The organism is Pseudonocardia sp. T1-2H, assembly GCF_038039215.1.
Taxonomy (GTDB): Bacteria; Actinomycetota; Actinomycetes; order Mycobacteriales; family Pseudonocardiaceae; genus Pseudonocardia.
The window spans coordinates 93087-103993 of the sequence record NZ_JBBPCL010000002.1 but is presented as its reverse complement, the minus strand read 5'-3'; the positions used below and the strand labels follow the sequence as shown (position 1 = coordinate 103993).

General features: G+C 72.2%; 19 protein-coding genes. 3 read left to right on the top strand and 16 right to left on the bottom strand.

Annotation, left to right across the window (positions count from 1 at the left end; all coding sequences use genetic code 11):
- Positions 1-189: DUF732 domain-containing protein (locus WBK50_RS33555; protein ID WP_341339773.1), on the top strand; the 189-nt coding region annotated here is incomplete at its 5' end.
- A 30-nt stretch (positions 190-219) separates the two neighbouring features.
- The gene (locus WBK50_RS33550; RefSeq protein ID WP_341339772.1) at positions 220-522 is read left to right on the top strand and encodes a hypothetical protein; all 303 of its coding nucleotides are present in this window, start codon (positions 220-222) and stop codon (positions 520-522) included.
- Positions 523-680: 158 nt separating this feature from the next.
- On the opposite strand, the gene WBK50_RS33545 is transcribed toward WBK50_RS33550, so the two are convergent.
- The 16 genes from WBK50_RS33545 to WBK50_RS33470 all read right to left on the bottom strand — a co-directional run bounded on the left by WBK50_RS33545 (position 681) and on the right by WBK50_RS33470 (position 10142).
- A complete protein-coding gene (locus WBK50_RS33545) occupies positions 681-1271 on the bottom strand; it encodes a hypothetical protein (protein WP_341339771.1) in 591 nt (196 codons plus the stop codon).
- 8 nt (positions 1272-1279) lie between these two features.
- The gene (locus tag WBK50_RS33540) at positions 1280-1666 is read right to left on the bottom strand and encodes a hypothetical protein (RefSeq protein WP_341339770.1); all 387 of its coding nucleotides are present in this window, start codon (positions 1664-1666) and stop codon (positions 1280-1282) included.
- Between the two features lie 8 nt (positions 1667-1674).
- Positions 1675-1896 carry a hypothetical protein gene (locus WBK50_RS33535; RefSeq protein WP_341339769.1) on the bottom strand — a complete coding sequence of 74 codons (222 nt, stop codon included), beginning with the start codon at positions 1894-1896 and terminating at the stop codon, positions 1675-1677.
- Positions 1893-2183 (bottom strand): hypothetical protein, encoded by a 291-nt coding sequence (locus WBK50_RS33530; protein WP_341339768.1) that lies wholly within the window; start codon positions 2181-2183, stop codon positions 1893-1895. Before WBK50_RS33530 ends, WBK50_RS33535 begins: the two co-directional genes overlap by 4 nt.
- Complete coding sequence (locus WBK50_RS33525; RefSeq protein ID WP_341339767.1) at positions 2180-2389, bottom strand: hypothetical protein; 210 nt, start codon at positions 2387-2389, stop codon at positions 2180-2182. The genes WBK50_RS33530 and WBK50_RS33525 overlap by 4 nt, the downstream gene beginning before the upstream one ends.
- The gene (locus tag WBK50_RS33520) at positions 2386-2895 is read right to left on the bottom strand and encodes a hypothetical protein (RefSeq protein WP_341339766.1); all 510 of its coding nucleotides are present in this window, start codon (positions 2893-2895) and stop codon (positions 2386-2388) included. Before WBK50_RS33520 ends, WBK50_RS33525 begins: the two co-directional genes overlap by 4 nt.
- On the bottom strand, positions 2892-3629 hold the full coding sequence (locus tag WBK50_RS33515; RefSeq protein WP_341339765.1) for a hypothetical protein: 738 nt from the start codon (positions 3627-3629) through the stop codon (positions 2892-2894). Before WBK50_RS33515 ends, WBK50_RS33520 begins: the two co-directional genes overlap by 4 nt.
- Positions 3626-4453: a hypothetical protein gene (locus tag WBK50_RS33510; RefSeq protein ID WP_341339764.1), complete on the bottom strand. Its 828-nt coding sequence runs from the start codon at positions 4451-4453 to the stop codon at positions 3626-3628. The genes WBK50_RS33515 and WBK50_RS33510 overlap by 4 nt, the downstream gene beginning before the upstream one ends.
- Entirely contained in the window at positions 4450-4947 is a 498-nt protein-coding gene (locus tag WBK50_RS33505) for a hypothetical protein (protein WP_341339763.1), read from the bottom strand. Before WBK50_RS33505 ends, WBK50_RS33510 begins: the two co-directional genes overlap by 4 nt.
- Positions 4940-5203: a hypothetical protein gene (locus WBK50_RS33500; protein WP_341339762.1), complete on the bottom strand. Its 264-nt coding sequence runs from the start codon at positions 5201-5203 to the stop codon at positions 4940-4942. The genes WBK50_RS33505 and WBK50_RS33500 overlap by 8 nt, the downstream gene beginning before the upstream one ends.
- 76 nt (positions 5204-5279) lie before the next feature.
- Positions 5280-6167, bottom strand: coding sequence for a helix-turn-helix domain-containing protein (locus WBK50_RS33495; RefSeq protein ID WP_341339761.1), 888 nt, complete (start codon positions 6165-6167; stop codon positions 5280-5282).
- Between the two features lie 133 nt (positions 6168-6300).
- Positions 6301-6594, bottom strand: coding sequence for a response regulator transcription factor (locus tag WBK50_RS33490; protein ID WP_341339760.1), 294 nt, complete (start codon positions 6592-6594; stop codon positions 6301-6303).
- A gap of 93 nt (positions 6595-6687) precedes the next feature.
- Positions 6688-7011, bottom strand: coding sequence for a hypothetical protein (locus tag WBK50_RS33485; RefSeq protein WP_341339759.1), 324 nt, complete (start codon positions 7009-7011; stop codon positions 6688-6690).
- Between the two features lie 54 nt (positions 7012-7065).
- On the bottom strand, positions 7066-7482 hold the full coding sequence (locus WBK50_RS33480; RefSeq protein WP_341339758.1) for a hypothetical protein: 417 nt from the start codon (positions 7480-7482) through the stop codon (positions 7066-7068).
- 420 nt (positions 7483-7902) lie between these two features.
- Positions 7903-9027: a hypothetical protein gene (locus tag WBK50_RS33475; RefSeq protein ID WP_341339757.1), complete on the bottom strand. Its 1125-nt coding sequence runs from the start codon at positions 9025-9027 to the stop codon at positions 7903-7905.
- Positions 9028-9851: 824 nt separating this feature from the next.
- Complete coding sequence (locus WBK50_RS33470; RefSeq protein ID WP_341339756.1) at positions 9852-10142, bottom strand: winged helix-turn-helix transcriptional regulator; 291 nt, start codon at positions 10140-10142, stop codon at positions 9852-9854.
- 228 nt (positions 10143-10370) lie between these two features.
- Between WBK50_RS33470 and WBK50_RS33465 the strand changes: the two genes are divergently transcribed.
- A complete protein-coding gene (locus WBK50_RS33465; protein ID WP_341339755.1) occupies positions 10371-10796 on the top strand; it encodes a hypothetical protein in 426 nt (141 codons plus the stop codon).
- Positions 10797-10907 lie beyond the last annotated feature (111 nt).

The following is a 10907-nucleotide window of genomic DNA, read 5'->3' as shown; positions in this document are numbered from 1 at the left end:
GGCGTCCACTACACGTCGAAGGAGGCCGCGATCGGCATCGGGCACCGCATCTGCGAGGCGTACCAGGCTGACGCCACCACCCTGCAGATCGCCGACGCGATGAAGGACAGCACCTACACGCTGGACGAGATCGGCTTCCTCATCGGCGACGCCGCGCAGGCGTACTGCCCCCAGTACGCGAACTACTGACCCCGCACACCAGCGAACGAAAGGACCGCCATGAAGGGTTACACCGTGCGGGTCGTCACCGATGCCCGCCCCACCGATGACGAGCTGTGGGACGGCCTGATCGACGCGCTCGTCCCGTTCCACGCCGCGGTCGGCGCGCCGGAGGACTTCGTCGAGGCCACCATGTCGGTGGACGTCCCCGACGGCCCCGAGGGCTGCGGGCTGGCCGTCACCATCGGCGTCCAGGCCGTGCTGGCCGCGCTCGCCGCCCTCGGGGTGCCGGCCGAGATGCGCCACGCCGAGGTCAGCCCCGAGGAGGAGGCCCAGACCGGCACCGTCGGGGGCGGCCGCTAACCTCGCACTCGGACGTCCTGGGAGGGACGGGCAGCCCCCGCGGGCCAACGGCTGGCAGGCCGCCGCGGGGGCCGTTTCATGCCCAGACACAGGAGAGGCCCGGACACCCACCACCTGGTGTGTCCGGGCCTCTTCCGTGTCCAGCTACACGGCGACCTTCACTTCTGCGCCGCGGTGAACGCGAACGTGGCCGGCCCGGTCGCCTTGATCGAGTGCGTGGCGGTGTCCCACACGGCGGGCTCGAACTCGGTCTCGACGTAGCCCTCCCAGTAGGTGGCGACAGGCTTCCCCGAGCCGTCGACGCACATCACGTACGTCCCCGACGAGCTCTGCGGGGCGTACACGCCGTTCGGGTCCATCTGCCCCACCGTGACCGTGCCCGACGAGCCGCCGTACGGGGAGATGGCCTGCTCCGGGTTCGACAGGCTCGCCGTGTTCGGGATCGGCACCCCGATCGACGAGCACGTCCGGATCGGGTCCGGCACGCCCTGGTTGAAGAAGAACGTCGTCGTCAGCACGCCCTTCGCCTGGGCGGTCTCGATCTCGATGAGGTTCTGCCGGACCTGCGAGTAGCCGATGTTCGGGATCGGCTGGTTCGTGACGAGCTGGCCGGTGATGCCGGCCTGCTGGCCGTTCTCCGCCTTCTGCCCGGAGGACGTGCCGTCGCACGACGCCGCCCCGGTGAGCACGGACACGACGATGACGGCACCGGCGAGGAGCAGGGTGCGGGAACGCTTGGTGGTCTGCACGGGGGGCCTCAGTTCGCGTAGGAGGAAGACGGGTCGGCGGCACCGGCCGAGCAGTTCGCCTGCACGAACTGGGCCTGCTGGGCGGGGAGCGGGTCGGTGATCTCGGAGGCGGTCCGGCACACCTGGCCGAGCACGGCGAACCGTTGGGCGCGGAGCGCGCTGCCCTGCTGCCCGTCCGCGGCCGACGCGATCTGCGCGCTCGCCGTGTACACGGCGCCGATCTCGCTGGTCAGTTCGTCGCGGTGGGCCTGCTGGAAGCCGTACGACGAGCGGTTCAGCTCGCCCTGGCGCTGCGTGGAGTCCGCGCGGAGCCACCAGCCGCCCTCGTAGCCGCCGAAGATCACGGCGGCGGCGACGCCGAGGACCGCGAGGCCCGCGCCGGCCAGGCGGAGCATCGAGCCGATCATCGGGACATCACCCGCTCGGCGCGCTCCCAGCCCCACGCGGCGGGCCACAGGACCGCCTGCAGGACGAGCACGAAGATGGCGGGCGCGGCGCCGCGGCGGATCGGCCGGTGCTGCTGCAGCGTCGACACGACGAGCACCAGGCCGCCGGCGAGACCACCCGCGTACACCAGGGCGAGCAGCCCGAGGATGACGTCGGCGAGGACGTCGACGGTGCTCACGACGCCACCGCGCGGACGTTGGCGCGGAGCACGTTCATCGCGACCAGCAGCTCCAGGGTGTGCGGCATGACGTCCAGGCGGACGTCCAGCCACCGCGCCACCGACGGCGAGTGCAGGCAGAAGCCGCACAGCGCGAACGGTGCCGGGGCCTCCCCGTCGCGATCCCAGGTCGGCAGGTCGTGGGCGGCGACCCAGCCGTCCGAGGCAGTCCAGGAGCAGACGGCGCACGTCAGGCTTCCCGGGTCGTCGTGGTCGTCGAGGGCGGGCAGAGAGGGAAGCTCGGTCATTCGTACTCCGGGGGCATGTGGAGGGTGGCGAACTTCAGCATTCGGCGGAGGTAGGCGGAGACGTCTCCGCCGGAGTGGAGGCGGGCGCGGGCGAGGACGAACCGGAACCCTGACCAGGTCAAACGCACGGTGGTGTGGCGGCGGCCGCCTCTCGACCACATGGCGTCGACGGTGGCCTCGTCGAGGTCCCGGCCGTCCGCGCTCACCGCGGCCTGCCGGAGGTGGAGCGTCGCCGGTACGTGACACGGTCTGAGCTGCGGCGTTGTGCGGGTACGTCACCGGCGGGTAAGCCGTCCTGCGCGATCTTCGCGGCGTACGCGAGCCCGGTCTCCGAGGCGGCGTCGCCGGTGGGCTGCGGGAACGGGTCGCCTTCCGGGACGACCACGGTGACCAGTACGAACGCCTCGGTGTGCCGCTCCGCTGCGTGGAGGGCGGCCAGGGCCGGCTGGTAGCGGTCCGCGAGGAACACCAGCAGCATGTCCGGCGGGTCGTCCCGCATCTGCACGATCGCCGACGGGACCCTGGTGGCCTTCCGGCCGCCCGCAGCGAGCCACTGGCGGGCGAACTCGACCTCCAGCACCCCGGCGGTGTGCAGGACCTCGGAGTCGCCCCAGCGCTTCACCAGCTCCTTCGCGGTGCGTGAGACCGCGCCAGCGTCGGTGAAGTTCTTCTTCGGCCACGTCGGGGAGCCGACGACGAGGATGCGGGTCACGCCGCGGCCGCCAGAATCGCGTAGCCGTAGCCGGGCAGCCACCGGCCCGGGGCTGCCGCCGCCCGCTCGAGGAGGTCGGTGATCGTGTCCTGCCGGACCGCGCGCGCCGTGGCCAGGTCGGCGCCGGCCGGGGTGACGTCGTCGACCAGGTGGCCGTGCCCGTCGTACACCCGCACCCAGTACCGGCCGTCGAGGTAGTAGCCGACGACGTGGCGGTCGTGGTCGCGCCGCTCCAGCACCGTCCGGAGGCCGCCCCGGTGCCCCTCGTGTTCGGAGCCGGGGTCGTGGCGGATCGGGCCGTCCACGGTGAACGCGCGCAGCACCTGCGTGTACCGGACCTGGGTGGCGTCCCTGGGTGGTCCTCCGACGGTGATGGTCACCGGGGGCCCCTCGGGAGCCGCCGGGGGCCGCCCGCGGGGAAGCTCGGCGGGCGGGACCGGGCGCAGCGCCCGCGGCGTCTCCCCCTCGGTGAGAGCGGGGAGCAGGTTCACGTTGATCAGCGGGAACGACCCGCTGTCCGGGTTCGGCTCGTCGGGCTGCCGCTTCGGGAGCGGCGCGAACAGGGTCTTCCGGCACACCCACAGCGCGAGCGCGAGGCACACGAAGCCCAGGCTCATGCCGATCCACTGCCCGGTCAGGGGCGGGAAGTAGTGGCAGACGACGGCCATCACGACGGAGCCGGAGCCGTACGAGAGGAGGACGGCGAACACCGTGCCCTGGTGCTTACTGATCATCGTCGATCGCCTTCCAGGTCGAGGGGGGTGGCCGCGGACCGGGCCAGGCGGGTGTTCGCGTCGTCGAGCTGCTGCTGCAGGGCCCGGCACTGCTGCCCGCACTGGCGGAGCGCGGCCAGGGCGAGCCGGCGGGGCCGCTCGACCTCGTCCTGCCGGAACGCGTCCAGCTCCCGCAGCGCCTCGTCGAGGTGGAGCCGCTCCACCACCACGTCGATCAGGTAGCTGTAGAACTCGCGGGAGGGGACCGCGGCGACCTCGCCGTGCCCGAGGAGTGCCGAGCAGACCGCGGTGAGCGCGTCCCAGTGGTGCGTGGGCGGCACCAGGTCGTGCCAGGACCGGGAGGAGGGCGTGGCGGGGGACCCCGGTTTACCCGTCGGCCTCGGCACAGCCGTACTGGTCAGCCCCCGTCCCGCGGTGTCCCCGTGGCGTCCGGTCCGCTCTCCGCCCTCCCCCCGGAGCTCGAGGGCGGCCAGGCGCAGGACCTGGTCGACGATGGCGGCCGGCTCGCCGCCGGGCTGGCACGTCGGCGACCAGTCGATGCTGGCGGCGATCGTCGTCCGGTCCATGCGGTCGAGCGGGGCGCCCGGGTCGTCGATGAGGTCCGCGGCGACGGCCGGCCGGATCAGCGTCAGCTCCGCGCCGGCGTTGAGGTCGCACACCCAGCGGCCGACGAGGGGCTGCCCGTACTGGCCGGGCAGCCGGGGCGGCGAGAACCGGGTCGCGGCATCGTTCACCGGGCACTCGAACAGCTGGGGGCGGCACGCGAGCGGGTGCCGCAGCGTGTACCCGTGGGTCTGCAGGTCGATGACGTGGACGTCGCTCACCGGGTCCCGCCGATCGCGGCCGCGGAGCCCTCGACGGGGAGGTGCACGGCGGCCTCGGTCCAGCCGTCGGCGTGGACGATCTCGTCGCGGTCGCTGTGGTACTTGAAGGGGCCGCCGGTGCCGTCGACGTTCGCGGTGAAGATCCACCAGCCGCGCCGGTCCGGGAGCTGCAGCGCGAGCTTCCACCAGCCGCGGTCAGTGCCCCACAGTGGCTGCCGGTTCGTCCGCAGCCGCACCGGGCCGACCTCGGCGAGAGTGGGAGACCTGCGGGTGCGGGGCGGGCGTGCGGCGGCGCTGGGGCGCTCGAGCAGCCGGTCGACGGCGCGGACGTGCCACGGCTTCGAGCCGAGCCCGATCTCCCCGGCGAGGACCCGCAGGGCGTTCGCGATCAGCCGGTACCCGGCGGCGTCGCAGATGTTCGCGACGTCGTCGAGCTGGACGGCGGCCAGGTCCGCGCGGGACCGGGCGGCGCGCTCGGCGAGGTGCTCAGACACCGGACACCGCCAGGGCGTCGAACCGGGTGGGGTTCAGCTGCTGCCAGAACCAGCCGCGGGCGGTGGTGAGGGCGTCGAGGTGGTCGGCGACCCGGCCGCCCCAGAATGTCGATTCGAGCAGCTCCCGCAGCTCGCCGGGCAGGTCGGCCCAGCAGGTGGGGCAGCAGAACGCGGACGCCGCGACCTTGATGGTGCGGCACCCCAGGCACGGCCACAGCGGCAGCTGGGTGCGGACAGGGGTGGACGGCTTGGGCACGGGATGTGCTCCTCGGGTGCAGGCCGCGGGGGTGGTCGCGGCAGGACAGGCGGTGCAGGAGGTGAAACGGGTGGAGCTACCCGGTCGGCCGGATCCGGCCGGCCCGGATGTTGGAGACGGTGGAGCGCGGCATGCCCAGCTCGCGGGCGATCTGCTCGCTGGACTGGTCGGCGGGCCTGGACCTGATGTCGGCGAGGACCTCGGGCGGGTACTTCGCCCGTGTCTCGCTGGCGCGCCGGTTCCACTCGACGCGGCGGGCCCGGAGGATGTCGTCGGGCGTGCAGTTCAGGCGGGCGCAGATACCGGCCTCGTCGAGGCCCTGCTCGGCGAGCTCGGCGACGTCGGCGAGGTCGACGACCGTCTCCGTGGAGCGCTGGTACTCGAGGGGCCCGGCGTCCGGGTCGTCGATGGTCTCCGGTTCCCACGCCATCGGCCCGACCCAGCCGTTCTTACCGGCCCAGGTGCGGGCCCGCTTCGACGGCCCGGGGACGTGTTCGAGCTGCTCGTAGAGGGCGAAGATGGCGCGCTGGTACTCGGCGCGCAGGGTCGCCTTCTCGACCATCGTCCGCAGGTTGTGGATGTTGTAGACGCCGACCGGTTCGACGATCGAGCCGAGGGGGTGCCCGTTCGCCGCGAGCGCCTGCACGCGGCGGCGGGACCCGACGGCCAGCACGAACTCCTGCGCCGGGTGCGGCATGTAGCTGACGGTGAGGAGCGCGGCCGCGTAGTGCCGGAAGATCGTCGGCTGCAGGCGGTGGATGTGGTTGTCGACCATCACCCGGGAGACGTTCGCGGCGTCCGCGATGGACTTCGACGTCAGCCCCCAGCCGACGAGCTTCGCCAGGTGATCCTGCACCGGCCCGGCCGGGATGAGGGGCGACGGTAGGCCGCGGGCGACTCGGAGCGCGTGGCGCTTGTGGGAGTTGCCGGGCAGCGGCACGGCGATCCTGCGGGGCGCGGTCATAGCCAGCTCCGGACCGCACCGGTCACGGAGGCGACGCCGACGATGAGGGCGCCCAGCGCGAACAGCGGGAGGCCGGCCATCGTGAACGCGCCGAACGCGGTGCCGGCGCAGAACCCGACCCAGACGCGGCCGCTCAGTCCTGGAGTTGCAGGTCCGGCAGCAACCGCCGGTGCACGGCCAGGGCGGCGGCGTTCGTGCGGTCCTTCGCCTCCAAGGCGGCGATGATCCTGCGGACGTGCGTCTTCACCGTGTCCTCGGAGAGGAACAGGCGGCCGCCGATCTCCTTGTTCGTCAGGCCCTGCACGACGAGGGTCAGGACCTCCCGTTCGCGCTTCGACAGGGCTCGGCGGCCAGGTCGGACGCGGCGCCAGGACGGCTGTGCCGGGGCCGGCGGCGGCGGGGAGGACTGCGGTGCTGCGGGGGTCATGGTTGCTCCGGGTGTCGAGGTCAGGCATGGGTGCGGGGTCGAGCCGCATCGTGACGGGCTCGAACGGCTGCACCATCGCGGCAGCCGGGGTGCTCATCGCGCGGCGCGAGCTGCGGGGGCGTCGGCGCGGTGGCGGCCGGAGCCCTGGGCGCGGTGTCCGCCGGGCTGCCCGGTGGGGAGGCCGAGGGGGTAGCGGATCGCGCCTGGGCGTTCGCGGTGCGCGGGGAGCGCGGCCTGCTGGGTGGGGATCGCGGCGGTCAGCTCGACGTCGGACGGCGGCGGCACGAGGCGCCGCTGGGTCGGGATCAGCATCGTCGGGTGGCCGGCCGGGTCGAACTGCTCGGCCTGGGCCGAGGCGGGGTCGGGGGCGGTGAGGCCGAAGTACGCGCAGAAGGCGCGCAGCAGAGCGGTGAACATCGGGTGCTCCTCGGGTGGCGGTCCCGCCGGGGGTGGTCGGCGGGCTGGGTGGCGCTACTTGCGTGCTCTGGTGGCGGCGAGCCCGACGGGCTTGCAGCCGGGCTTCCCGCTGGGTTCTCGGGGGCCGTTCGGGTTGTCGCTCAGCAGTCGGGGGACGTCGGCCAGGTCGAGGCAGTTGCAGCTGTAGTTGGTGTATCCGGCCTCGGTGCCGTGCTTGCAGCGCTTGTCGAGGGAGGTCAGCTCGCCGGTGACGGGGTCGGGGACTCGGGCGGCGCGGAGGCGTGCGCGCTGCGCCGCCCGGGCGGCGTTCTTGCGGCGGCGTCGGGCGGCGAGGAGTGAGCAGCCAGCCTCGTCGAGCCCGGTCAAGTCCTCGGCGTCGGGGTCGGGCACGGCACGGGCAGCGCGGCGACGGCGGGGGAAGGCGAGCAGGGCATCGGTCTCACTGGTGCTCCCGGATCGGGTGGCGATCACCTGGCTCCGGGGGTGGACGGGGCTTCGGTGATCGGGACTTTCACCAAGATACACCACACCATCGGTGATGTCTACGCGGAGGCGCCCGGGGTTTCCTCGCCCCGCGAGTCGTGAAGCAACCCGGAGACCGACCCCGACCGGCCTCTTCGGCACCACAGCCCCGGACCCGCCCCGCACTGACGGCACCCAGACGAGAGCCGCCGCGACGACCGCGACCGTGGCCACCCGGCCGAGGCGCGAGTGCGCTCGATGACCCGCTCGGACGCCGGCGGGCCGGACGGCTCGTCCCGCTCCCGCAGCCACCGAGCCCGCGCCTCGGCCGCCCGCGCCTCCGCGTCCACCTGGTCCTCCTCGGACGGCAAACGCGGAAGCCCCAGGTCCGTGGGGTCCCGCTCGACGCTCATACCTCACCGAATACACCTACCAGCCGACACTTTCGTGGACCGGAGACGGCACGTCGCCATTTTTCAGTGTTTTCCAGCCGGTGCGCAGGTGTGCGCGGATGTCGGGCGACGCAACCGGCCCCGACGGAACCGGCCCCGTCTGGGCCGGTTCGTGCTCCTCCTCAGCCGCACGGACCTCCGCGACGATGAGCTCGGGCTCCCGGTCGTGCTCGCACCGGACCGGCGGCTGCAGGCGCATCCCCGGCCGCTCGAGGACGTAGCCGTCCCGGTCGCACCAGCCGCGGGCCCGGCAGTCCGCAGCGACCTGCTCGGCCGCGCGCGCCGCAGCCGCCTCCGCCTCGGCTCGGGCGGCCAGCTTCTTCAGGGCCACGCGGCGGACCCCGCCGCACGGGCCGCACGGCGGCCGGTACGCGCCGGGGGGCGTCGGGTTGGCCGCGCACTTCTGGCACAGCCAGGTGTCCGGGTCGTCGAGGTCGAAGGAGATGCGAGGAGGAGGAGGCTCGGTCGGCTCAGCCGTCTCGCGAACAGGCGGCCGCGTGCTCGGCTCGCCTCCTCCTCCTTCCTGGTCTTCTCTCTTGCTCTTCTCTTCCTTACTAAGGACGTCCACCTGTCCGGGGACCGGAGAGCCAGCGCCCGGAGAGCCAGCGCCCGGAGAGTCGGGCGCTGGGTCTGACCTGCGGGTTTCCGACGGCCCTTCCGGCTCGGATTCACCAGCGACCGGAGAGTCGGGCGCTGGGGCTGACCTGCGGGTTTCCTCGTCGGCGGCCTTCGGGAAGGCGCGCTTCTTCGCCGTCGACTCGACGAACGTCCGCTGCTCGGGCGGGACCGGCCGCGGGTGGAGCCGGTAGACCATGCCGATGATCCGGCCGGTCTCAGGGTCGTGCGCCTTGTGCCTGGTGAGCCAGCCGTGCTGCTCGCACTTCCGGATGCTCTCCCGGGCGTGGTTGCGGCCCTTCGGGCCGGCCGCGGCGAGGTCGTCGGCCTTGAACCTGAACTTCGAGCTGTGTGAGGACAGCCAGGAGAACGCCCACTTCCCGTCGGGGTCGAGGAGCGCGTCGCGGATGAGGGCGTTCGGGACCGACGTCCAGCCGTCGATGTCCCAGTCGTCGGCCTTCTCGACGGTGATCGTGGCGGCGGTCATCGGGCCGCCTCGTTCCGGGCAGGGGGTTCAGGCGCGCGATCAGACTCATCGCGCGCACGTGACTCAGTCACGGGCGTGCTCCTCGGGTGCTCGGCCGATGGTCCGGATGGGGTGGTGTCCGGGCCAACGGGGTGGGACTGCTGACACGTTGGGGTGTGAGGTGAGTGTTGCCGATGGGGCCCCGTTCCGTCGAGTGGGGGTGTTCTCCCGCGCCTGACCACTACTGGAGGAGAAACCCCTGCAGGGTCTCCACCAGTGCTTCTCGCATCCGGATGTGACGGGAGTGATGGTTGGTCAGAGCGGCCCGGAGGGCGACAGTCGCGGGCAGTCGTGTCATGATTGGCAGCGCCACCCCGAGAACCGATGAAGTTTCCCTCAGCCAGCCTGAGGGGCCAGTCTTCCCGTACCAGCCGGACCCAGGCATCAGGGGTGGTGCCCCGGAGGGCGGGAAGCGAGGCTCGGCCAGCCCGGTGACGTTCGCGTCGCCGGCGTAGCTCCGAGTCCTTGAAGCGCGTCGGTCGGGTGATGGACACATATCGGGTGCTCTCATCCGACCGACGCGCCCCAAATTGAGGCTGACGACCGCGTGTCCCTTGCGGGTCGCCGTGTTCGCACCTCGGTCGTGCAACTCCTGGCCAGGGGTGCCGCGGCCTGGCCAGAGGGTGTGAGTCCGGTCGGTCCCTCAGTGCAGTCACTTTTTATCACCACTCTGCGTTTAAGGCGTAACCGCCTGGGGTAAACGGTCGTTAGATACCGCTCATCCCGGGATTTGCAAGAATTGCGTATAAAATGGTTAATGCGCCTGTTTGGGCGGTATGGACCGATTACTCGACAGTAAGCAGCGGCAAAGGGCGCAGGGCGTATCCGCTCGCTGCGCCGCGCCGTTCCTCCACCCGGATGAACCCGGCCTCCGCGAGCGCAGTCGTCGCCCGCTGCACCGTCCGCTCGGACAGTCCGACGCGGGTCGCCAGTTCGCCCACCGTCACCGTGATTGCGGCCTCGTCGCCGCGCAGGCGTGCCAGCTCGCGGAACACCGGCACGGCGGCCGTCCGGCCGAGGCGCCCGGGGAGCGGCGTGTCTGCTTGAGGGCGCACGTCATCGCCAGCTATGGTCATCGCCAACGCCTTTCGTCGCGTACGTCTCTCCCAACCCCGCCAAGAGTTAGTGGGGAGACGTCTGTCCCCAGCCGAGGGACAGGTCCGTTGTGAACGTCGCGGAACCTACCGGCAAACCGGACCCGATCGGGGGAGGCTCGCCCGGACGGCGTGTCACCCCTGACTCGTCCGGAGGAACTTCGCCGGTCAGTAGCCCTTATGCCACACCTATGGTCTACCTTCCTGATCGTGCCTGAGACCCGGAAGCATCGCCCGCTGCTGCGGCTGCCTGCCGTTCTGCTGCAGGAGTGCGCCGAGGGAGCCGACGACCCGGAGACCGGGTTCGTCCTCACGGACTTCATCCACTCCGCGATCATCACCGCGACCAAGGCGGCCGAGGCCGGCCAGGGCGAGCTACTCCCGCGCCGGCAACCGCGGAACCGTCCAGCGCCAGCTGGCGGCGTGACGCCGTCCCGGTACACGGCATCGAGGGCGGAGGCTGCGCGGTGCGCGGCCGCGCTCGCGGCCGTGGGGTCCTCCGTGCGCGTGGTCGTGATCGCGGCGCTGGAGGCGCTGCGGGCTGCCCGGTTCGTGTGGCTCGACGCGACTTTGCCTGGTGAGGCCGGGTGGGCGCCGCCCGAGGGCTTCGAGCGTGCGGGGCGTCTCGCCGCCTGACGAGTTTCCTTGACGTAAATCAAGGGTTTCCGTTGACTGCACCAATGGTGCACGGGTAATCTCTTCGGTGTGCCCAGGAACTGACGTCCCTGGCATGTAGAACCACACCGA